This window comes from Methylacidimicrobium tartarophylax, from assembly GCF_902143375.2.
In the GTDB taxonomy this organism is placed as follows: Bacteria; Verrucomicrobiota; Verrucomicrobiia; order Methylacidiphilales; family Methylacidiphilaceae; genus Methylacidimicrobium; species Methylacidimicrobium tartarophylax.
In genome coordinates, this window is the sequence record NZ_CABFVA020000001.1 from 1 (window position 1) to 23,321 (window position 23,321).

The following is a 23,321-nucleotide window of genomic DNA, read 5'->3' on the forward strand; positions in this document are numbered from 1 at the left end:
GAAGCGCTTCGGGAGGCGGACCGCATCATCGCCGATCTCGATGCGTCAACCCCTTCGGAGATCGAACGATGGCTCTTCCCATAGCCGCCTGAGAGTTTCTCCCAGCTGCTCGAGTCCCCCTTGCAGCTCCTCTTCGGTGATCGTCAAGGGCGGAGCCACCAGGATCACGTTATGCTTGCAGAACGCATAAACCCCTCGCCCGAGCAGCTGCTGCTGCAGCCAGCCCATCTCTTGCGAAAGGGGCTTGTGCCAGAGGGAAAGCGGTTCGCGCGTCTGCCGGCTGCGGACCAGCTCGATCCCGAAGAAGGCTCCCAGGCCGCGGACATCCCCGACGAGGGGACTCTGCTTTGCCAGCTCGCGTAGCCCGCGCTGCAGCCACTCCTCGATTCGGCCCGCCCGTTCAAATAGCCCCTCATCCCGATAGGCGGCCAGTGCTCCCAGCCCCGCAGCCATCGCGAGCGGGTGGCCGGAATAGGTATGCCCGCACCAGAGTGGCTGCTCGTCGAAGGTCGCCGCAAGCCCCTCCCGCACCAACACTCCCCCGAGAGGCACGTAGGCCGAGGTCACCCCTTTGGCGAACGTGATCATGTCGGGGACGACCTCGAAACGATCCGCTCCGAAGGTAGCCCCCAACCGGCCAAACCCGGTCATGACTTCATCGAGGATGAGCAAGATGCCATGGCGGCGGCAAAGCTCGCGAACTCCGGAGAGATATCCGGCCGGGGGAACTAGAACCCCGTTGGAGCCGACGACCGGCTCCAGAAGGATCGCAGCCACCCGGCTTGGATCCTCATGTAGCAGCACGAGTTCCAGGTGGCGGAGAGCACGCTCGCTCTCCTCGCCCTCGTTCGCTGAAAAGAACGGGCTGCGATAAAGATAGGGTCCCCAGAAATGGACAACCCCCGGAATCCCTGGCTCGCCGGCAAACCGCCGGTACTCCCCGGTGAGCGTGCCCGCTCCCAGGGTAGAACCGTGAAAGGATCGATACAGCGAAAGGATCTTTTGTCGCCCGGTGATCATCCGGGCCATCTTGATTGCGTCCTCGTTGGCTTCCGCGCCTCCCGTCGTGAAGAAGACCCTGGCTCCTTCCGACCACGGTGCGCACTGGCTCAAGCCCTGGGCAAGGAGGGCCCGCTGGTCGTGGAAGAACACGGGGGAGGCGTAACAGAGGCGGGCCGCCTGCTGCTGGATCGCTTGGACCACCTGCTCCTTCCCGTGGCCAAGATTGACGGCCACGAGACCCGCACTCAAGTCGAGGTAGCGGTTCCCTTCCGAATCGTAAAGAAAACTTCCCTCGCCTCGGACGATCATCGGGCCCGAGGCCCGCTTCTGGACCGCCCAGGGAGTCAATACATGTTTGGCGTGAACTTCCGCCAGCTCTTTTGCCCAGGTTACCATCCCCTTCCCTTTCTGCTGCCCAGCACCACCATTTCCGTACCGCCGGCAAACCCGTAGACCGACGTTTTCCAGCCCGCCTCTTCGACTCCCGCAATTACCTCGGCGGAGGTCAGGAGCCGTGCCCCCTGTGCATACTCGTGGAGGTTCTGAAACGCAAGGTTGCGTCGGGCAGGATCGCGCAGGGATGCGACGGTTTCCGGCCAGCACGGCTCCCAGAGAAGGATGGTCCCATCCTCCCGCGCAAGCCGCTCCAGATGCGCAAAGAACCTGTTGCGTGCCGGCCAGAGATGATGGAGCACCCGACTCACCAGAATGAGCTGGGCGGGCTCTGGACTACTCCAGGAAAACAGATCCGCTTCGACCAGCTCCATCCGTTCAGAAAGACCTGCGGTTTCCGCCGCCTGCCTTCCCTGGGCGATTCGCCCCGCCTCGCGGTCGATGCCGATCCCGCGCCAACCCGGAAAGCGGGGAAGCAAGCGGCGAAGGAGCCAGCCATTCCCGCATCCTAGGTCCAAAACGACGCCCTCCCGCTGCGCCAGCTCCACAAAAAGCGGCACCCCGGAGAAGATCTCCTCTTCGAAGAGGGAAGAATGCTTTTCCTCCAAAAACCGGCCGAACCAAGGGAGAATTTCGGGATCGATCAAGGCTCCCGGCTCCGGTCGATACCCCGTCCGAAAGAGAGGCACCAGGCGTAGGGCGACCGAGGGACCCAAGACGGCATCTACCGCCGCTGCCAGAAAGGAACCTTCCGCGGCTCTCCGCCGACCGCCCGACTCCGGCGCGAGGCAATACCGACCGCCCTCCTCTTCGAGATAGCCGAAGGCAAAACCGGCTTCGCAGAAACCTCTCACATAACCAGCATCCAATCCCATCCGGCCGGCAATCTCCTCCGGAGCGACCATTCCGGATCGGCGGAGGAAATCGAAGATTCCGGTGGCGATCCCTAAAAACCCGACAACGGCGCCCACTCCCTGCTCCCGTCCCGCAACAATCGACTCGTCTCCCACGATAAGAGAAAACATTACGGGAACGGACCCTCCCAGACAACGCTTGTCGTCACGGGAAGAGCCACGCCTCATGATCAGCCCGTTCCCCCACGCCATGAAAAAAGGGCTGCGGGCACGCCTTTCGTGCGCCATCATCGCCTCTATGCTCGCTGTTGCCTCCTGGATCCGGGCCAAGGACGAAGCGCTTTTCGCACGGATCTTCGAGCCCGAGGGCTTGTGGCTCCGCAACGCCCGGACGGAGGAGGTTCCGCCGGGGGGCTGGCAGGGGCTCCTCCTGACCGGCGGCACCGACATCTCCGCCGCTTTCCTTCGGCAGGAGATTGATGCGCCGGAGAAGATCCGCTCCCCCAACTCGAAACGGGACGAGTGGGAGTTTGCCGCTTTGCAGTCGGCCTTGGCCCGCCGGCTTCCCGTCCTCTCGATCTGCCGCGGCGTGCAAATCCTCAACGTCGCCTTGGGGGGAACCCTCCATCTCGACATCCCGGGCCACGAGAACCTGGAGGATTCCCATACGCAGCCGCTCGTCTACGCCGAGGGGGTCGAGATCCTATTCCCACTGGTGAACAGCTCTCATCACCAAGCGATCGATCGGTTAGGATCGGGAGTCGTTCCCGAGGCCTGGTGCCGGCTGGACGGAATCGTCGAGCAGGTTCGCGTGGAGGGTTACCTTTTCGTTCGCGGCGTGCAGTTCCATCCGGAGCGAGATCCTCTCCGCTACCGTCCGCTCTTCGCCGCCTATTTCGAGGCGGTGCGGCAGGCCGGCCGGGCGAATGGCTAAGCCGTCCCCCGGGAGGTCGGACGGCCCCATCCACCCCCGCCCGGAGTTCGAATGGAGAGGATTTGCCCGGGTCTACCCTGGAAGCTGATCTTGCCGGGCAAAAACGTCTCCCCACCTTCGTCGATCAACACATTCTGGCCGCGCTCTCCGTTCGCTCCTCCTTGCAACCCGTACGGGGGAAAGCGCCTTCGCTCGGACAAAAGAGTAATATCCATCTCGGCCAGGAACTCGATCTCGCGGATGATCCCATCCCCACCTCGGGATTTCCCGACTCCTCCGGAACCCCGCCGCAGCCGGTAGGAGACGACGCGGATCGGCAGCGCGTGCTCCAGCTCCTCGACGGGGGTGTTCCGCGAGTTGGTCATATGGGTGTGGACCCCGCTGTCACCGTCTCCTTCCGGTCCTCCCCCCATGCCTCCGGCGATCGTCTCATAGTAGGCAAAGCGGCAGCCGGATTCCGGATCGACCCCTCCGAGGGTTAAATTGTTCATCGTTCCGCCGCTTGCGGCAGGAATCGCTTCGGGCAGGGCTTGGCTAAGCGCTCGCAAAATCACGTCGACCAGCCGCTGGGAGGTTTCCACATTTCCCGCGGCGACTGCAGCCGGAAAAAGAGCATTGACCACCGTGCCGGGCGGGGCCACGACCTGGACGGGTGCCAACAAGCCCGCATTCGCCGGGACGTCCTCCCGCAATAGGGCGCGCACGACATAGGAGACCGCGGAGAGCGCAATGGCGAGCACGGCGTTGACGCTTCCCCGCACCTGAGGTGCGGATCCGGTGAAGTCGACGAACGCCTCCTCGCCTCTTTTGCGAATCGCTACGCGAATCGGAATCGGTTCTTCGGAAAAACCGTCGTCATCCAAGTAGTCCACCGCCTCATAGAGGCCATCCGGAATTTCGGACAGCCGCTTGCGAACCATCCGCTCCGTGTAGTCGATCAGCGAATCGGCCGCCGAATTCAGCTGCTCCTTTCCATACCGGCCGAGCAGTTGCCGGAGCCGCGCCTCGCCGGTCCGATTCGCCGCGAGCTGGGCGGCTAGATCGCCCTCCCGTTCCCCCGGCGTGCGCACGTTGGCCAGAATCACCTGGAGCAGCGCCTGGTTCCACCGTCCGTTCTCCACGAGCTTGACCGCCGGGATGCGCAGGCCTTCCTGGAAGATGTCGGAGGAGGGCGGCATCGAGCCGGCCGTCATTCCTCCGATATCCGCGTGATGGGCACGGCTGGCGACGTAGAAGAGAGGAGCCCCCCTCTCCTCTTCCTTTTCATAGACGGGGGTGACCAAGGTCAAGTCGGGCAGATGGGTTCCGCCCTCGTAGGGGTCGTTGAGGATCACCGCGTCACCCGGACCCATCGGCACCGCTTGAATGGCCCTCCGGACGGCGACCGGCATCGAGCCGAGATGGACGGGCATGTGATCTCCTTGGGCCGCGAGCCGTCCGTCCGCCTTGTACACCGCGCAGGAGTAGTCGCACCGCTCCCGGATATTGGGGGAAAAAGCGGTTCGGCGCAGAGTATGTCCCATTTCCTCCGCCACGGAGGTAAAGAGTGCCCGAAAGATCTCCAGATGGATCGGGTTCATCTCCGCGGATTCCCCCACGCCCGCCTGCTTCTCTCGCACCTTTCCACCCGGATGGGTACGCTCAACGCGCCCGGCCTTGAGCGGCTACGCTCGCCGAGGCCCGGGCGACCTCATCGTCCGAAGCCAGGTAGCGGTGGCTGACCGCTCGCAAATCCGAGTCGAGTTCATAGATCAGAGGCATGCCGGTCGGAATGTTGAGCCGGACGATCTCCTCGTCCGAGAGCCCGTCCAAATACTTCACCAGCGCCCGCAGGCTGTTTCCGTGAGCCACGACGATGAGCTGCTTGCCCGCCAGGATCCGCGGAGCGAGCTCGCCTTCCCAGTAGGGGATCACGCGCGCCAAGGTATCCTTGAGGCTCTCCGCCGCGGGCAGATCCTTCGAGGCGACCGAGGCGTAGCGGGGATCGTGGCGAGGATGTCGCGGATCGTTCGGAGAAAGCAGAGGCGGGCGGACATCGTAGGAGCGCCTCCAGAGCAGGACCTGATCCTCTCCATACTTATGGGCGGTCTGGCCCTTGTCGAGGCCTTGGAGGGCGCCATAATGGCGCTCGTTGAGCTGCCAAGCGCAGACCGTGGGAATCCACATCTGATCGAGCCGGTCGAGCACGCTCCAAAGCGTGCGGATCGAACGCTTCAGAACGGAAGTGTACGCCTCGTCGAAGCGAAAGCCGGCTTCCTTGAGCCGCTCGCCGGCTCGCAGCGCCTCCTCCTTCCCCCTTTCGGAGAGGTCGACATCCGTCCAGCCGGTGAAGAGATTCTCCTGGTTCCAGATGCTCTCCCCATGCCGCAACAAGATGAGACGGAAGCTCATTTGTTTTTTATAGTCGCCGCAAGGAACCGACGTCAAGCAGCGGCCGGAGCGGGCTCCGCCGCGATTCGCAGTATGCGCAAAAGAGCTTTTCGCCCTCTTCTCTTCCTCTTTATAGAAGATTCCTGATGCGTCTTGGCAGGAAACGGGCGAGAGCCTTGCTTGAAGGAATCGCCGGGCCTTTCGCGCTCGGCGTCCTTTTTCTTCTTACCTCGGCTTCCCGCTCCGAAGCGACATCGCCGCGGGAGGACGTCTTGCGCGCTCTGGTGGCCGAGGCTCGATCCGAGAATCCCGATTATCGGTCCTATGAAACGGCCATCCAGGCCGCGGAGGGGCAGTTCGTCCAGGTCACGATGCTTCCCAAGCCCCAGGTCGTTGCCTTCGTCGGGCCTTATCTGAGCGGCGGAGGAGCCGGCCAGACGGTCTTGGGATACCAGCAGGAGTTCGAGCTGCTCCAGCCCTTCTACTTTCCGGGAAAGGTCTCTTTGCGAAAAGCCGTCGCTCGCCGGGACGTCATCCTCGCACAGCTTCTCCTTCAGGAATTTGGCCTTTCGCTCGAGGTAGCAGTGAGATCCCTGGCCCAGCAGGTCGCCGTCACCGTCGCCGGCGCGGCGGCAGCGCGGGAGATCGAGGAGCGGACCTCTTCGGTGGTCGACTTCTTGGAGAAACGCCCCAAGGCAGGCATTCTCGGATACCTCGACGCACGAATCTTGGCGGGGAGCCTCATCGGACTGCAGCAGGAGCTCCGGTGGCTGGAGGAGAGCCGGTGGACGCTGATCGCGCAACTCAATGCCTACTTGGGGCGACCGTCGGACACCCCCGTGCCGGAGCAACTGCTTCCTTGGGAGTCCTTTCCTCCGGTCTCCCTGGATCGCCTCCTCGCGCAAGCGCAACGCCACAACATCCTCCTGCAAATCCATCGAGTCCTGATCGATCGGGCTCGCCAACAGCGAAAGGCGACACAGATCGCCAACTACCCCGACCTTGCCCTGGGACCCTTCTGGATGGCCTACCAGGGAGTCAATTATGACGCAGGCCCCGGTATCGAGATCTTGGTCGGCCTCCCGGTCGGAAAAGCAGAGGTCCCCGGAATCGAGGGAGTGGCCTGGGCCAACCAGCGCGGCAACCTAGCGACCGCCAAGGCCCAGGAAGAGCAGGCGATGGCTCTCTTCCCGGTCGTCCAGCGGAATGTGGAGAGCCTGATCTTCGCCCGCCTCTCCGCCTACGAAGCAACGAGGAATCAGCTGGCGCTTCAGCCACCGAGCCTGATCGCCTCCCTGAAAGAGGCCGCCGCGCTCGCCGAGCGGCAATACCGGATTGGTGCCATCGACGTACACCGCTTCCTTGCGGCCCAGCAGCAATATCTTTCCGCCTTCCGCACCACGCTCGCCGCCCGGATGGACGCGGCGACCGCATGGCTCGACCTCTTCTTCTTGACGGGAGGAGAGTTCACGGCCAAGGGTTTCCCCGAATGAAGGGAGTGCGATTTGTCCTTTCCTTTCTGCTCGTCGCCGCCGCGGGTGGATCCGCTCTTGCCGCCGATCCGCAGAGCGCTCTCGATGCACTCGTCGCCGAAGCCCTGGCGCGCAACCCGGAAATCGCCTATTACGAAGGAGCCATTGGTGCCGCCAAGGGGCAGGTGGTCCAAGCACGGATTCTTCCCTACCCGCAGATCGAAGGATTCGCCGGTCCCTGGTACAGCACGCCGACCCGGGGAGGAACGGCCCACGGCTGGATGCAGGAATACGCGATCTACCAGCCGGTCTTCTTCCCCGGCAAGATGTCCCTGGCAAAGGCGATCGCGGAAAAGGACGTCCGCGTCGCCGAACTCGGGCTCCAGCAGTTTCGATTGAGCTTGGCCATGCAGGTCCGGACGCTGGCTTACCGACTCGGCGTCGCCACCGCCAACGCGAGAATCGCCCACGAGATCTCCGAGCGCGCAAACGGCTTGGTCGACCTCCTCCGCAGGCGCCCGACCGCCGGCGTCCAAGGCTATCTCGATTTACGGATCTTAGAAGGGAGCCTCGTCGATCTGCAGAGGCTGGCTCGGGAGCTCGAGCAGAATCGAACCGCGATCCAATCCCAGATCAACGCGCTGCGCTCCCGACCCTCTGCGACGCCCGTTCCCGATACCATTTTCCCGCCGGCCGAAGCCCCCTCTCTCGCCCTGCCCGTGCTCCAGGAGCAAGCCAGAAGCCGGAACTACGCCCTTCTCATGCGCGAGACCGAGATCGACCGGGCCGCCAAATCGCTCGACGCAGCCAAGCTTGCTGCTCTTCCCGACTTTTCGGTCGGTCCCTTCTGGATCGGCGAGAGAGGAACCAACTTCGATCAGGGGCCCGGCATCGTCTTCACGAGCGGTCTCCCCTTCTGGAACGACAATCGAGGAAACATCCTGACCGCGGCCGCGCAACGCCGACAAGCAGAAGCGCTCCATGGCTCGGCCCTCTGGAGCGTCCAGAGCGCGGTCGCCGCCTCCTTCGCCACCTACCAGACGACGCGCAAGCAGCTCGCGGAGCAGTCGCACGACGTCATTGCCCGGCTTCGACGCGCCGCCGAGCTCGCCGACCGCCAGTATCGGCTGGGTGCGATCCCGGTCCAGACCTTCCTCGAAATGCAGCGCCAATACCTCTCCTCCGCCCAGGCCCTCTACACGGCGGCCCTGGACCTGCAAACGGCGCTCCTCAACCTAGAAAACCTGACGGCGGGAACGACCCTCGCCCCTCGTTAACCTGCCGGAGGTCATGATGGACGCGCTCCTGACCCCCTCGCAACGGTTCGGCTGCGTGCTCTACATGCTGCTCGCCTTTTTGCCCACTCCAGGATGGGCGGCGGAACGGATGAACCGACCCGACCTTCCGGCTCCGCAAGAACCCACGGTCGCTTTGGAAGATTCCCGTTCGAAGAGGGAAGCCGAAGAGCCCCCGCAGCTCGTTCCGGACAAGGGGCTCCTTCTCGGGGAGATCACCCGCAAGGCCTTGCATCTCGAGACGACGCCGGTGATTGTCCACGATCTGGCTCCCCAACTCAGCGGAAGCGCGCAAGTCTACCGCGGAGCGTCCGAAAGAACGCAGTCGAGCGGCTCGATCCGCTCCGGCAATGCTTACGCCACCGTTTTCATCGATCCACGAACGGCGGAAAAGCTCAAGGTCGGCAAACCCGTGCTCCTCCGTCACAAGGGCCAGGATGTAAACGGGCCGCCGGAAAAGGAAGGCAAGATCTTCCAAATCGATCACGAGCTTGTTTCGGTGACCGGCCAAGCCGAGCTCCTGATCGAGTTCCCCGATCCCGCTAACGCCTTCCCCGTCGGCACATGGATCGAATTCTCGACCCCGCTCGGAAGCGACACCTCCCGTCTCGCCGTCCCCCAGAGCGCTCTTCTGGCAAGCGCGGAAGGGAACTTCGTCTACGTTTGGGACGGCCGGTTCTATCGGAGAACACCGATCGCGGTCTCTTTCTCGATTGATGGGCTCGTCGCTTTCGTGGGCAACCCGCCCGCAGGCACGCTCGTGGTCTCTCACGGGGCGGAAGATCTTTGGCTCCTGGAGCTCTCGCTCCGCCAGGGAGTCACCCGGAGTTCCGAATGAGAAGCAATTGCGCTAGGCTGAGTTTTCCGGATTGCAGGAGCAAGCGATGATTCGCCGACTGTTGGCCTTTTCGCTGCATCGGCGGGAGCTGGTCCTCTTCGCCGCGATCGGGCTGCTCTGCGCAGGATTCTGGTCCGCTTTGCAGATCCCCATCGATGCGGTTCCGGACATCACCAGCCCCATGGTGCAAGTAAATACTCCGGTCCCGGCCCTGGCGCCCGAGGAAATCGAAAAGCTGGTGACCTTTCCCCTGGAGATCGAGCTTTCGGGCATCCCAGGCATGGAGACGATGCGATCGCTCTCCAAGTTCGGACTTTCCCAAATAACGATGATCTTCCGGGACGGCACCGACCTCTACCGAAGCCGTCAACTGGTCAGCGAGCGGCTCCTGGGTGCAGTGTCGAAGCTTCCCCGAGACTTGACCCCGACGCTCGCGCCGATCGCCACGGGAATGGGCGAAATCCTCTATTACACGCTCCACTACCGGCCGGATGCCAAGGAGAAGCCGCCAACCGAAATACTACAGCTCATGGAGTTGCGCCTTCTCCAGGAATATACGGTCAAACCCCTTCTCCGCATGGTGTCGGGAGTGGCCGATGTGAACACCAGCGGAGGCTATCAGAAGCTCATCTTGATCGAGCCGAACCCGGAAAGCCTCTTTCACGCCGGAATCACCGCTTCGGAGTTGGCCTCCGTGGTGGGAAAGAACGTGGAAAACGTGGGAGGTGCCGTCATCGACCAGGCCGGACAGCAGCTCTTCGTCCGCTCGCTTGGCCGGGTCGAGGATCTCCTGCAAATCGAGCGGCTGCCCGTCAAATATGGAGGCTCCTCCAAACCGATCCTCGTGAGCGACTTGGCCCGGGTGACCGTCGGACCGAACATTCGGACCGGCGCCGCGACCTGCAACGGTCAGGAAACCGTCCTGGGGACCGTCCTCATGCTGATTGGAGAAAACGCGCTGAGCGTCGCCGGGCGAGTCCGGGCAAAGATGGCGGAGATCCAGCAGCGGCTGCCGCCGGGAGTCGAGCTTCAAATCGTCTACGATCAATCCGATCTCGTGAACCGTACGATCCACACCGTCATCCAGAACCTCTCGGAAGGAGCGCTACTGGTCATCGGCGTGCTCTTTTTCCTGGTTGCCAATGTTCGCGCCAGCCTGCTCGTCGCCTCGGTCATTCCTCTCTCCTTTCTCTTCGCGATCTTCCTCATGCAGCCGCTCCATGTTTCGGCCAACCTGATGAGCCTGGGAGCCATCGACTTCGGATTGCTCGTCGATGGGGCGGTGGTGATCGTGGAAAATACCATCCGCGAGGTTGCCCGCCGTCAGGCGCAACTCGGCCGGCTGCTCACCCCCGCCGAACGCCAGTCGGCCATTCTCTCCGCCACCGAGCAGGTCGGACCCTCGGTCTTCTTTGGCGTGCTGGTCATCACCGTAGTCTATTTTCCCATTCTGGCGCTCGGGGGGATCGAAGGGAAAATGTTCCGGCCCATGGCTCTGACGGTCATCCTGGCCCTCTCCGGTTCTCTCTTGCTCGCTCTGAGCTATGTTCCTGCGGGAGCCTCGCTCTGGCTCGGCAAAAAGCTGCAGGATCGGGAAAGCCCGCTGATTCGCTGGGCGCGTGCCCTTTACACCCCGGCGCTGCGATGGACACTCGGCTGGGGAGGGCCCCTTGTCGTCTTCTCCTCCTTCGGACTCTTCGCTCTCTCTCTCTTTTTCTTGAGCCGGATGGGAGCAGTCTTCGTACCTCGGCTCAATGAAGGGTCTTTCACCGTGATGATGTACAAAACGTGGTCGATGGGGCTTCCCGCCTCGATGGCGCTTGAAAAGGAGACCGAGTCGATGCTTCTCTCCCGGGTCCCGGAGATCTCCCTCATCTTTTCCCGGGCGGGCACCCCGGATATCGCCACCGATCCGATGCCTCAAAACGAAAACGACACCTATATGATCCTCCGCCCTCCGGAAGGGTGGCGCAAAGAGAAGGGAAAGCCGATCGACCGAGATCGCTTGATCGAGATCATTCAAGGCGAGATCGCGATGCGGGTTCCCGGACAAGGAATGCTCTTCGGCCAGCCGATCGAGATGCGCTTCAACGAGATGCTGGAAGGCGAAAAGGCCGACTTGGCGGCAAAGTGGTATGGGCCGGATTTCGACGTGCTCGAGCCCCTGGCGTCACAAACCATGGAGATTCTGCGCCAGATCCCTGGGGCCCTCGATGTCCAGATGCAGTCGGCGGGTCGGGCTCCTTCGCTCGAGTTCTCTCCCGACCGGTCCGCGATGGATCGGTACACGGTGGAAGCAGGGGAGATCAATGCCGCGGTAGCGACTTCCATGGCCGGACAGGTCGTGGGAACAATGATCGATGGGGAGCGGCGATACCCGGTTGTCATTCGCCTTCCGGAAGTCTTGCGTTCCGACCCTCAGGCGATCCTCCGGCTGCCTGTGCGAAGCGAATCGGGGGGGCTCTTGCCGCTCGGAGAGGTGGGAAAATGCAACGTGGAACAACGGGTGCGCATCATCCACCGCTCAGGAGGAATCCGCTACCAGCCGGTACAAGTGACCCTGGGGAGCCGCGACGTGGCGGGATTCGTTCGCGAGGCGCAACGCCGCATTTCCCAGACGATCCAGACCCCTCGGGGCTATTTTTTGGAATTCGGCGGCCAATACCAGAATCTCCTTCGTGCCCAGGCCCGTCTGGCCGTGATCGTCCCCGCCGCGCTCCTCCTCATCTTCTTCCTGATCTTTACGGCCTTGGGAAACTTCCGGCAGACCGCCCTGGTGTTGATCAGCGTTCCGGTCGCAATCACCGGGGGGATTTTTGCCCTCCAATCCGCCGGACTTCCCTTCAGCCTGTCGGCGGCCGTCGGCTTCATTGCCCTCTCCGGCATCGCGGTCCTGGCAGCCCTCGTGCTGGTCTCTTTCTTTAATCAGTTGAGGGAGGAAGGACAGACGGTGGCCGAGGCGGTATGGGAAGGTTGCCAAATCCGCCTCCGGCCGATCCTGATGACGGCTACGGTCGCCAGCCTCGGTTTCCTTCCCATGGCGCTCGCACAGGGTGCCGGCGCGGAAGTGCAGCGGCCTCTGGCGGTCGTGGTGATCGGGGGAGTGCTCTCCTCGACGCTTCTCTCCCTCCTGCTCTTGCCGACCCTCTATGCCTGGATGGAACGGTGGCGGGAAAGCGCACGCACAAGGAACGGCCGCCCACCGGCCGGCGGCGGGCCGCAACCGTTGGCCGGAGAAAAGATCCGCCGCTTGCCCGAGGGATGAAAGAACCCGGATCGTCTCCCGTTTCCGGAGCGTCCGGAAACAGCGACTCACCCGATCATGCAGGGAGATCGCCGTGATTAACACCCTCCTTCGTTTCTCCGTTCGCCGGCGGGAGTTGATCTTTTTTGCCTCTGCGGCGCTCTTCGCTCTCGGGTTCTGGGCGGCTCTTCGGCTGCCGATCGATGCGGTTCCCGATATCACCAGCCCCATGGTGCAAGTCAACACCCCCGTGCCATCGCTCGCACCCGAAGAGATCGAAAAGCTCGTCACCTTTCCCATCGAAGTCGAGCTCGCCGGCCTCCCGGGGCTCGACGTGATGCGCTCCCTCTCCAAGTTCGGCCTCTCCCAAGTCACCCTGATCTTTCGCGACGGCACCGACATCTACCGAAGCCGGCAGCTCGTCAGCGAACGGCTGCTGGCTGCGCAAGCCAAAATCCCCCGCGACTTGAGCCCCTCGCTCGCCCCGATGGCGACCGGTCTGGGAGAGATCCTCTACTACTCCCTTGAATACCGCCCGGAATCCAAGGAGAAGCCTCCCACCGAAATGCTCCAGCTGATGGAGTTGCGCCTTCTCCAGGAATACACCGTCAAGCCGCTGCTCCGGAGAATTCCCGGGGTTGCCGATATCAACACCACGGGCGGCTATGAAAAACTGATTGTCGTCTCGCCTACCGCCGAAAGCCTCCTCCACGCCGGCTTGACCGTTTCCGATCTCGGCGCCCTGGTCGGCAAGAACGTGCAAAATGCGGGAGGCGCCGTCATCGACCAGATGGGCCAGCAGCTCTTCGTCCGCTCCCTTGGCCGAGTCGAGGATCTCGCGCAGATCGGGCGGCTGCCGATCAAGTATGCGGGCAGCACGCAGCCCGTGCTCGTCGGCGATCTGGCTCAAGTCGCCGTCGGGCCGAATATCCGAACGGGAGCGGCCACCGTGAACGGCAAGGAGGAGGTGGTCGGCACGGTCCTGATGCTGATCGGAGAGAACGCGCAGGCCGTCGCGAGCCGTGTAAAGGAAAAGATCGGAGAAATCCGAAAGCGGCTTCCGCCCTCCGTCGATATCCACATTCTTTACGATCAGTCGGAGCTGGTCGGCCGGACGATTCAGACCGTCGTCAAAAACCTCTCGGAAGGCGCCCTGCTCGTCGTTGGGGTCCTCTTTCTCCTGGTGGGCGAGGTGCGGGCAAGCCTCCTGGTCACCTCCGTGATTCCCCTCTCCTTTCTTTTCGCGCTCCTGGCCATGGGCCCGCTCCATGTCTCCGCCAACTTGATGAGCCTGGGCGCGATCGACTTCGGGCTCCTCGTCGACGGCGCGGTCGTTCTCGTCGACAACGCTCTGCGCGAACTGGCCCGGCGCAGGAGCGCCTCGGGACAACCTCTCACCCCAAGCGAACGGCTCTCAACGGTCCTCTTGGCCGCCGAGCAGGTCGGCCCTTCCGTCTTCTTCGGCGTGCTGGTGATCACGGTCGTCTACGTCCCCATACTCTCCCTCGGCGGCATCGAAGGGAAGATGTTTCGCCCCATGGCCTTCTCTGTGATCCTCGCGCTCTCGGGATCGCTGCTCCTCGCACTCACCTATGTACCCGCGGCGGCCACGGTCTGGATCCGGGAAAACGCCTCCGGGCGGGAGACCTGGCTGATCCGGCTCGCCCGCAGAGCCTATCTCCCGATCCTTCGTTGGACGCTCGGCCGGGGTGGGATTCTTGTGGTGGCAGGCTCCTTCGCGGCATTTGCCTTCGGTCTCTGGACGCTGAGCCATATGGGAGCCGTTTTCGTCCCACGCCTCGACGAGGGAGCCTTCACCATCGAGTTTTACAAGGCCCCCTCGGTCAGCCTGGAAGCGTCGGTGGCCCTTGAAAAGGAGACGGAGAAGATGCTGCTCTCCCGCATTCCGGAAGCCGAGCTCCTCTTCTCACGGACCGGCACCTCCGAGATTGCGACCGATCCCATGCCCCCGAATGAAAACGATCTCTACATGATGCTTCGGCCCCGCGCGCAGTGGCGCCAAGAGAATGGCCGCCCGATCGATCGGGAGAAGCTGATCGAGATCATCTCCCGGGAAGTCGAAACGCGGGTTCCCGGGCAGACCATGCTCTTCGTGCAGCCGATCGAGATGCGCTTCAACGACATGCTTGAAGGTCAGCGAGCCGAGCTCGCCGTGAAGTGGTTCGGACCGGATTACGATGTCCTCGAGGGCTTGGCCTCGCGCACCCAGGAGATCCTTCGCACCATCCCGGGCGCCCTCGAGGTCGAGTTCCAGTCGGCCGGGCGCTCTCCCTCCTTGGAATTCCTGCCCGATCGCGGAGCCATGGAGCGATACATCGTCCAGTCGGCGGAAATCAACAGCGCCGTCGCCACCGGCGTGGGAGGGGAGAACGTCGGAACGATGATCGACGGAGAGCGCCGCTACCCGATCGTGATCCGACTCCCCGAAGGGGAGAGAAGCGATCCCGAGAAAGTTCTCCGTCTTCCCGTCCGCAGCGAGAACGGAGGCCTGCTCCCCCTCGGGGAAGTCGCCGACTACACGATACGCGACCGGGTCCGGATGATCCACCGCGGCAACGGAATCCGCTACCAGGTCTTGGAAGTGACGCTCGGCAGCCGGGATCTCGAAGGCTTTGTCCGGGAAGCGCGCGCCCGGATTCTCCGGGCTCTCCATCCCCCGCCGGGATACTTCCTCGAGTTCGGCGGCCAATATCAGAACCTCGTTCATGCCCAAGCTCGGCTCGCCGTCATTGTGCCCACGGGTCTTCTGCTCATCTTCTTTCTGCTCTACACCGCGCTCGGCAGGCTCCGGCAGACGCTTCTGGTGCTTCTGAGCGTCCCCGTGGCGGCAACGGGGGGAATCTTTTCCCTAAGGCTGATGAACCTGCCCTTCAGTCTTTCCGCCGCCGTGGGCTTTATCGCCCTTTCGGGCATTGCCACCCTCGCGTCGCTCGTGCTCATCTCGTTTTTCAACCAGCTACGGAACGAAGGAAAGAGCGTGCGGGAGTCGGTCTGGGAAGGCTGCCAGATTCGGCTGCGGCCCGTGCTCATGACGGGCGCCGTAGCGAGCCTAGGCTTCCTCCCGATGGCTCTCGCGCAGGGCGCGGGTGCAGAGGTCCAACGACCGCTTGCGCTTGTCGTCATCGGAGGCATTCTCTCTTCTAGCCTCCTCTCGCTTCTCCTCTTGCCGACGCTCTACACCTGGACCGAGCGGGACAGCGAAAAGCGGCACCCTTCGGGAAGCCCGACGGCGGGCGAGCGGTCATGAAGCCTGGTCTTCCTTCTTCCGCGGAGAGATCCGATGCACGCCGGCCCGCATTATGGCTGCTCCGCCACCGAAATGGATCGGTTGCGGCCTTGACCCTGATCGCCGTCGCTCTCCATCTGGCACTCCGCTTCGGGTTCCGATCGCAACCGCGCCTCTACGACGCACCGCTTCTGCTCGCGCTGGGAGCGGGAGGACTTCCCCTCATCGTTGAATTGGGGCGAAAAGCAATCCGCCGCGAGTTCGGATCGGATCTCCTCGCCGGCATCTCCATCCTTACCTCACTCTGTCTCGGGGAATATCTCGCCGGGTCGATCATCGTCCTCATGCTCTCCGGGGGAGAGTTCTTGGAGAGCTTCGCCATGGGGCAAGCGTCCTCGGTATTGCGCGCTCTGGCCAAGCGGATGCCTTCGAGCGTCCATCGGAAGGCGCCGTCCGGCCTCGAGGAGGTCTCCTTTTCGGCGGTTCGCATCGGCGATCAGGTCGTTGTTTTTCCCCATGAAACCTGCCCGGTGGACGGCGTCGTCGTCGAAGGCCACGGAGAGATGGACGAGGCCTACTTGACGGGCGAACCTTTTCGGATCCGGAAGACTGTGGGCACCTCGGTCCTCTCCGGCGCGATCAACGGGGAGTCGGCTCTGACCGTCCGCGCGACTCGCCTAGCCGAGGATTCCCGCTATGCGAAAATCATGGCCGTGATGGCTCGGGCCGAACAGGAGCGCCCGAGGCTTCGCCGTCTCGCGGACACCCTCGCCGTCTACTATACTCCCGCCGCGATCGCCCTCGCCGGGGCCACCTGGCTTTTCACCGGCCAACCGGTCCGCTTTCTGGCCGTGCTCGTGATCGCGACTCCCTGCCCGCTCATCCTCGCCATTCCCGTGGCCATCATCGGAGCGATCTCCCTCTGCGCTCGCCGGTCGATCATCGTCAGGACGCCCGCGGCACTGGAACAGGTGAGCCAATGTCGAACCGCCTTTTTCGACAAGACCGGCACCCTCACCTATGGCAAGCCTCGACTGACCGAACTCTCCGTCGCAGAGGGCTTTTCCCGAAGGAAGGTGCTGAAGGTCGCCGCCGGACTCGAACACTATTCCAAGCATCCGCTCGCGCGCGCGATCCTCGCCGCCGCCCGAAAGGAGGGAATCGCCCCTCCCGAGGCTTCGGAGGTGAGAGAGCCGCCCGGGCAGGGACTCACCGGAGTGGTCGAAGGGCTCCAGGTGCGGATTACCGGCCGCTCGCAGCTCACCGGGGCCGAGATCGAGGAGGCCAAGCTCCCGCCTTCTTCCGGCGGCCTGGAATGCATTCTCTGGATCGGGGGACGCTATGCCGCCGCTTGCCGCTTCCGGGACGCGCCGCGCCGCGAGAGCCGTTCCTTCGTGGCCCATCTCGGGCCGAAGCACCAGTTCCACCGGACGATTCTGGTCTCCGGGGACCGGGAATCCGAGGTCCGCTATCTCGCGGAGCAGGTGGGAATCCGGGAGATCCACGCCGGTCAGACGCCGGAGGAGAAGTTGACGCTCGTGCGGAAGGAAACGGCACGAGTCAAGACGATCTATGTCGGCGACGGGATCAACGATGCCCCCGCCATGATGGCGGCCACGGTCGGCATGGCGATCGGGCAGAATGCGGATGTTACGGCGGAAGCCGCCGATGTGGTCTGCCTGGAAAACTCGCTTCGAAAGATCGACGAATTCCTCCACATCAGCCGGCGGATGCGGCGGATTGCGTTGCAGAGTGGGGTCGGAGGCATGCTGCTGAGTCTGTGCGGTATGCTGATCGCCGCCGGTGGGCGCTTGACTCCCGTGGAAGGAGCGATCGCCCAGGAGCTGATTGACATCCTGGCGATCGGGAACGCGCTTCGAGCCGCCCTGCCTCCGCGAACTCTGCATGATGTGTGAGAAAAAGGTCGCTTTGCCCGCCGTCACCGGAATCGGCCTATCCCGCAGAGCCTCCGGCTCCCGTGGGCGATGGCATCCGCCGCCTCGTTCCCCGATCCATCCCGCACCCGGACCCGCGCAAACCGCTTGCCGTTTGGAGAAAAGCAGAGCACAAATCTGAGGACAATCGACGATGGCTTTCTCAAAGAGAAGCGATTCCCTGCATTCCCTTGTGGCCAGTAGACTGGCGCTCCCCGCCACTCCCCGAAGACGCAAACGTCGTGGCATTTTGGCCGCACCCCTCGTCGAACCGCCACCCCACTGGTGGATGGATGCCGTCCTCTATGAAGTGCACGTCAAAGCCTTTGCCGACGGCAATGGAGACGGCATTGGCGACTTCGTGGGCCTCGTCGAGCGGCTCGATTACTTGAAGAAGCTCGGGATTACCGCGATCTGGCTCCTGCCGTTCTACCCCTCGCCGCTACGCGACGACGGCTACGACATCGCCGACTACTGCAGCGTCCATCCCAACTACGGAACCTTGAAGGAATTCGTCCGCTTTCTGGAAGAAGCCCATCGCCGGGAGATCCGGGTCATCACCGAGCTTGTCCTCAACCACACTTCCGACCAACACCCTTGGTTTCAACGGGCTCGCCGGTCTACCACCAAAAGCCGCTGGCGGAACTATTACGTCTGGAGCGATACCCCGAACCGCTACACGGAGGCCCGGATCATCTTCCAAGATTTCGAGAACTCGAACTGGACGTGGGACCCGATGGCCCGAGCCTACTTCTGGCACCGCTTCTACTCCCATCAGCCCGACTTGAACTACGACAATCCCGAGGTCCGAAAGGAAGTCTTGGCGGTCATCGATTTCTGGCTGGGCCTCGGCGTCGACGGTCTCCGCCTCGATGCCGTTCCCTACCTCTTCGAACGGGAAGGGACCAATTGCGAAAACCTCCCGGAGAGCCACGCATTCCTCAAGGAGCTTCGCCGATACATCGACAGCCGTTACGCCAACCGGATGCTCCTGGCCGAGGCGAATCAGTGGCCGGAAGATGCAGCCGCCTACTTTGGCAACGGGGACGAGTGCCACATGGCTTTTCATTTCCCCGTCATGCCGCGTCTCTTCATGGCGATGCACATGGAGGAACGCTATCCCATCGTCGACATCCTGGAGCAGACGCCCCAAATTCCGGCGGGCTGCCGTTGGGCCACCTTTCTTCGAAACCATGACGAGCTCACGCTCGAGATGGTGACCGACGAGGAGCGGGACTATATGTTCCGGGTTTACGCCAAGGACCGGCGAGCGCGTTTGAACCTCGGCATCCGCCGGAGGCTGGCTCCCCTGTTGCAAAACAACCGGAGGAAGATCGAGCTCCTCACGATCCTCCTCTTCTCCCTGCCGGGGACGCCGATCCTCTATTACGGCGATGAGCTCGGCATGGGCGACAATATCTACCTCGGGGATCGCGACGGCGTGCGCACTCCGATGCAGTGGAGTGCGGACAAAAACGCCGGCTTTTCCCGCGCCAATCCCCAGAAGCTCTACCTTCCGGTGATCATCGACCCGGAATATCACTACGAGACGTTGAATGCCGAGCTCGAGGAGAACAACCCCTCCTCCCTCCTCTGGTGGACCCGGAGAGTCATCGCGATGAGACAACGCTTTTCCGCGTTTCGCCGGGGAGGCTTGCAGTTTGTCCACTCGCAAAACCCGAAGGTTCTCTCCTTCCTCCGCTCGGATGGGGAACAGAACATTCTGGTGGTCATCAACCTCTCCCGTTTCAGCCAGGTTGCGCAGGTTCCGCTTTCGAGCTTCCTGGGGGCGATTCCCGAAGAGGTCTTCGGGCGCATGCGCTTTCCCGAGATCACCGACCGTCCTTACGCCTTCACCTTGGGTCCCTATGGACACTTTTGGCTCGAGCTCCACCCGCCCACCGCAACTCCCTCGACTTCCCGAGAGAGGATCGCGATGTTGCCGGAGCCGCCGTCGCCCGAGTTTTGGCTCTCCGAGAGGGGACGAGCTTTCGCGGGAGATGCTCTCCCCGATTACCTCTCCCATGAGGTTTGGTCGACCCGCTCCCTCCGGAAACTCACGCAGGCGGTCGCGGAGGACGCGCTCGAGGTCGAGACCCTCCGCTCCCTGGGGGAACCCGTGCAAGCTGTCCTCTTTCGTCTCTCCTATTCCGAAGGCGAAGCCGGGACCGCCTTCTGCGGATGGCTTCCTGTCGAAGGCGAGGAGGCCGAACGTCTTCTCCAGAAGGAACCACAAAAGGTCTTCGCCCAGTATGCTCGGGAAGGAAAGACGGGCGTCTTGATCGACGCCTTCCTCGATCCGGCCTTCCGCGCATGGGTGCTCGACTGGTTGGCTTCGCGGAGGCGCGTCTCCTTGAAGACCGCCACCATCCAGGCGCGGCCGGCCGGCTACCTGGAAGATCTTCGTCGAAAGGGAGATCTGCCTAGCGAATCCGAGATCCTTCCCGGTGCCAAGCAGAGTCGGACCGTGCTCTATGAGAAGCGGTTTGCCCTGAGATGCTATCTTAGGCTCGAAGAGGGTCCCAACCCCGAGGTCGAGATCGCCCGTTACTTGGGAGAACACCGCCTTCTGTCATTCGTCCCGCGGTATGCGGGCACAATCGATCTCCATCGGCAGCAGGGCGGGACCATTGTCCTTGCGCTGCTCCAAGAATTCCCTCCCATCGAAGCCGACGGCTGGTGTCTGGCCCTCGATGCCGCCAGCCGATTCCTGGAGAGAGCCTTAGGCCAGCGTTCCGCCTCGGCTGAATTTTCTCCTCTTCCGGCCGGCGATCCGCAAAGTTGGCCTCCGGAGCAGGTGCAGCTGATCGAAGGGGTCTTTTGCGAGCACCTTCGTCTCCTGGGAAAGCGAACGGCGGAACTGCATCGGGCGCTGGCGGCCGCTACAACCGATCCCGCATTCTCCCCGGAAGCGTTCACCCCTTGGTCCCAGCGGTCCCTTTTCCAGGTTGCGATGGAGGCCCACCGGCGTGTCGGCCGGATGTTCGCCCTCCGGCAGCAAGATCCGGAGCATCAAGAATGGCAATCGCTGAGCGATCCATTGGAAAAAGCCCTGGCCTCCTTCCTTGGCCCCGTAATCCGAGCCGCAAAGATTCGAGTTCACGGAGATTATCATCTCGGGCGATTGCGCTTCACCGGCAAGGACTTCGTGCTTGCGGACTTCGAAGGCGAATTTTACCGGCCTCTCTCGGAGCGCAGGCTCAAACGGCCCGCCCACCGGGATATAGCGAGCCTCATCTCCTCCCTCTATGCGGCTGCGCTCTCCGCGCTCGCTCGAAATGGAGGCCTGCCGCAAACCGATCTTCCCTGGATGCAAGCGGCGGCGGAGAGCTGGTGGTTCTATGCAAGCCATGTCTTCTGGCGCGCCTATCGCGAAGCCATGGCTCATGCCCCCTGCTGCCCGGCTTCCAAGGAAGAAGAGGCTCGCCTTCTCAAGTTTTGCCTTGTGGAGCGCGGTCTTTCGGAACTCGATTTCGTGCTGCGTTGGGAGCCCCCGTCCACGACGATCCGGCTCCGCTTCCTCAAAACCATCCTGGAACACCCCCTCTATGTTTGAACGATTTCTGCCGGGAAATCCCTTCCCCTTGGGCGCTTACTGGGATGGCCGAGGGGTGAACTTCGCCCTCTTTTCCGCGAGTGCGGAGAAGGTCGAGCTCTGCCTCTTTTCCGAAGATCGTCGCGAGCTCCAGCGAATTCCCGTGTCCGAGTCGGACGGAGAGGTCTGGCATACCTACGTTCCAGGGATGCTGCCGGGACAGCAGTATGGCTATCGGATCCATGGACCCTACGAGCCCTCACGCGGCCTACGGTTCAATCCGAGCAAGGTGCTCCTCGACCCCTATGCCCGGGAAATCGGCGCCCACCTCAAGTGGGACGACGCGGTTTTCGGCTACACGGTCGGCGATCCCGACCAGGATCTCAGCCTCGATTCCCGGGACGACGCCTCCTTCGTTCCGTTGGCCCGCGTCGCCCACACCATGTTTCCCTGGACCGACGATCGTGCTCCGGCAGTTCCTTGGCATAAGACCGTGATTTACGAGACGCACGTCAAGGGGCTCACCAAGCTTCATCCCAAAATCCCGCCGGAACTCCGGGGCACCTACCTCGGCCTGGCCCACGATGAGATGATCCGCTACTTCCTGGAGCTCGGTGTTACCGCGATCGAGCTCCTTCCCGTACATCACCATATCGATGAGCGAGTCCTGATCGAAAAAAAGCTCTCCAACTACTGGGGATACAACACACTCGGTTTTTTTGCGCCGGATTTCCGCTACGCCGTTGCGAATTGCGGCCTCACCTGCGCGGAGCAGTTTCAGTCGATGGTCCGCTCTCTCCATCTCCACGGGATCGAGGTGATCCTCGATGTGGTTTACAACCATACGGCGGAAGGCAATCAGCTAGGACCCACTCTCTCCTTCCGAGGCATCGACAACCTCTCCTACTACCGGCTTTCTTCGGAAGATCCCCGCTACTACGTCGACTTCACCGGCACCGGCAATACCTTCAACATGCGCCATCCCCGGGTGCTCCAGCTGATCATGGACAGCCTCCGATACTGGGTCACCGAAATGCACGTCGACGGGTTCCGCTTCGATCTGGCCAGCAGCTTGGCCCGCGAGTTTTTCGAGGTCGACCGGCTTTCGGCCTTCTTTGATCTCATTCATCAGGACCCCGTTCTTTGCCGCGTGAAATTAATTGCAGAGCCTTGGGATCTCGGTCCCGGAGGTTACCAGGTCGGGAATTTTCCCGTCGGTTGGGCCGAGTGGAATGGCAAGTACCGAGACTGCGTCCGTCGCTTCTGGAAGGGAGAAGGAGGCATGGTCTCGGAACTGGCCACCCGCCTCGCGGGATCGAGCGATCTCTACGAAGCAAGCGGAAAGCTGCCCCACGCCAGCATCAACTTCATTACCTGTCACGACGGCTTTACCCTTCTGGACCTGGTCTCCTACGAGCAGAAGCACAATGAAGCCAACGGGGAGGAGAACCGGGACGGCACCGATGCCAACTGGAGCATGAACTGCGGCGTCGAAGGGCCGACGGAGGATCCTGCGATCCTGGCGCTTCGAACCAAGCAGAAACTCAACTTCTGGCTCACGCTGCTCACCTCGCAAGGAGTGCCCATGGTCCAGGCGGGCGATGAGTTCTGCCATACCCAGTCGGGCAACAACAATGCCTATTGCCAGGACAACGAGATCTCTTGGCTCAACTGGGAGCCGACGGCAGAAAAGCTCTTTTTCACCCAACTGGTGCAACAACTCATCTGGATGCGGCGGAAGGAGCCGGTCTTCCAGCGTCGTCATTTCTTCCAAGGGAGGGAAATCCGCGGCTCCGACATTCGCGACGTGGTCTGGATCGGCCCGTCCGGAAAGCCGATGGACGAATCGGAGTGGACCTCCCCTGCGGTCCAGTGCCTGGGAGTACGCCTCTCCGGCGACATGACGGGCGTCGTCGATGAGTTCGGCAACCCGGTTGAGGGGAGCTCGATGCTCCTTCTTTTTAACGCTTCGGAGCAGCCGATCCCCTTCGTGCTTCCCAAGCGGCGAGGAAGCCTTCGTTGGGAGCGGATCCTCGACACCGATCAACCCAGGCTGGCTCCCGAGCGGTTGGCCGCCGGAGAAACCTACACGCTGATGGGACATACCAGTGTCCTGTTCCGCGGGGAGCGCCCCACAGAGCCTCTGCCTCCCGGGGAATTCCTGGAACCGATCCTCAGCGAGTAGCGCTCGAAAGCAACGCTT

At 62.6% G+C, this 23,321-nt stretch carries 13 protein-coding genes; 9 read left to right on the top strand and 4 right to left on the bottom strand.

What is annotated here, in order from left to right:
• Positions 1 to 45: 45 nt before the first annotated feature.
• On the bottom strand, positions 46 to 1,398 hold the full coding sequence (locus MAMT_RS00010) for an aminotransferase class III-fold pyridoxal phosphate-dependent enzyme (protein WP_142658892.1): 1,353 nt from the start codon (positions 1,396 to 1,398) through the stop codon (positions 46 to 48).
• Positions 1,392 to 2,420, bottom strand: a complete 1,029-nt coding sequence (locus tag MAMT_RS00015; protein ID WP_178086809.1) for a class I SAM-dependent methyltransferase — start codon at positions 2,418 to 2,420, stop codon at positions 1,392 to 1,394. Before MAMT_RS00015 ends, MAMT_RS00010 begins: the two co-directional genes overlap by 7 nt.
• Before the next feature lie 55 nt (positions 2,421 to 2,475).
• On the opposite strand from MAMT_RS00015, the gene MAMT_RS00020 reads away from it, so the two are divergent.
• Positions 2,476 to 3,183, top strand: coding sequence for a gamma-glutamyl-gamma-aminobutyrate hydrolase family protein (locus tag MAMT_RS00020; protein ID WP_142658894.1), 708 nt, complete (start codon positions 2,476 to 2,478; stop codon positions 3,181 to 3,183).
• Here MAMT_RS00020 and MAMT_RS00025 read toward each other — a convergent pair.
• Both MAMT_RS00025 and gpmA read right to left on the bottom strand, forming a co-directional pair.
• On the bottom strand, positions 3,180 to 4,763 hold the full coding sequence (locus MAMT_RS00025) for a hydantoinase B/oxoprolinase family protein (RefSeq protein WP_142658920.1): 1,584 nt from the start codon (positions 4,761 to 4,763) through the stop codon (positions 3,180 to 3,182). The genes MAMT_RS00020 and MAMT_RS00025 overlap by 4 nt on opposite strands.
• A 61-nt stretch (positions 4,764 to 4,824) precedes the next feature.
• Positions 4,825 to 5,574 (bottom strand): 2,3-diphosphoglycerate-dependent phosphoglycerate mutase, encoded by a 750-nt coding sequence (gpmA, locus tag MAMT_RS00030; protein WP_142658895.1) that lies wholly within the window; start codon positions 5,572 to 5,574, stop codon positions 4,825 to 4,827.
• 155 nt (positions 5,575 to 5,729) lie between these two features.
• Between gpmA and MAMT_RS00035 the strand changes: the two genes are divergently transcribed.
• From MAMT_RS00035 to glgX, 8 genes are all read left to right on the top strand, one after another.
• On the top strand, positions 5,730 to 7,046 hold the full coding sequence (locus tag MAMT_RS00035; RefSeq protein WP_178086810.1) for a TolC family protein: 1,317 nt from the start codon (positions 5,730 to 5,732) through the stop codon (positions 7,044 to 7,046).
• Positions 7,043 to 8,302 (top strand): TolC family protein, encoded by a 1,260-nt coding sequence (locus tag MAMT_RS00040; protein ID WP_142658897.1) that lies wholly within the window; start codon positions 7,043 to 7,045, stop codon positions 8,300 to 8,302. The genes MAMT_RS00035 and MAMT_RS00040 overlap by 4 nt, the downstream gene beginning before the upstream one ends.
• A gap of 13 nt (positions 8,303 to 8,315) precedes the next feature.
• The gene (locus MAMT_RS00045) at positions 8,316 to 9,158 is read left to right on the top strand and encodes an efflux RND transporter periplasmic adaptor subunit (RefSeq protein ID WP_142658898.1); all 843 of its coding nucleotides are present in this window, start codon (positions 8,316 to 8,318) and stop codon (positions 9,156 to 9,158) included.
• Between the two features lie 46 nt (positions 9,159 to 9,204).
• Complete coding sequence (locus tag MAMT_RS00050) at positions 9,205 to 12,423, top strand: efflux RND transporter permease subunit (RefSeq protein WP_142658899.1); 3,219 nt, start codon at positions 9,205 to 9,207, stop codon at positions 12,421 to 12,423.
• A gap of 73 nt (positions 12,424 to 12,496) precedes the next feature.
• On the top strand, positions 12,497 to 15,670 hold the full coding sequence (locus tag MAMT_RS00055; RefSeq protein WP_142658900.1) for an efflux RND transporter permease subunit: 3,174 nt from the start codon (positions 12,497 to 12,499) through the stop codon (positions 15,668 to 15,670).
• Complete coding sequence (locus MAMT_RS00060; RefSeq protein ID WP_142658901.1) at positions 15,667 to 17,565, top strand: heavy metal translocating P-type ATPase; 1,899 nt, start codon at positions 15,667 to 15,669, stop codon at positions 17,563 to 17,565. The genes MAMT_RS00055 and MAMT_RS00060 overlap by 4 nt, the downstream gene beginning before the upstream one ends.
• Before the next feature lie 307 nt (positions 17,566 to 17,872).
• Positions 17,873 to 21,139 carry a maltose alpha-D-glucosyltransferase gene (gene treS, locus MAMT_RS00065; RefSeq protein ID WP_446685539.1) on the top strand — a complete coding sequence of 1,089 codons (3,267 nt, stop codon included), beginning with the start codon at positions 17,873 to 17,875 and terminating at the stop codon, positions 21,137 to 21,139.
• Positions 21,132 to 23,303, top strand: a complete 2,172-nt coding sequence (gene glgX / locus MAMT_RS00070) for a glycogen debranching protein GlgX (RefSeq protein ID WP_142658903.1) — start codon at positions 21,132 to 21,134, stop codon at positions 23,301 to 23,303. Before treS ends, glgX begins: the two co-directional genes overlap by 8 nt.
• Positions 23,304 to 23,321: the final 18 nt, after the last annotated feature.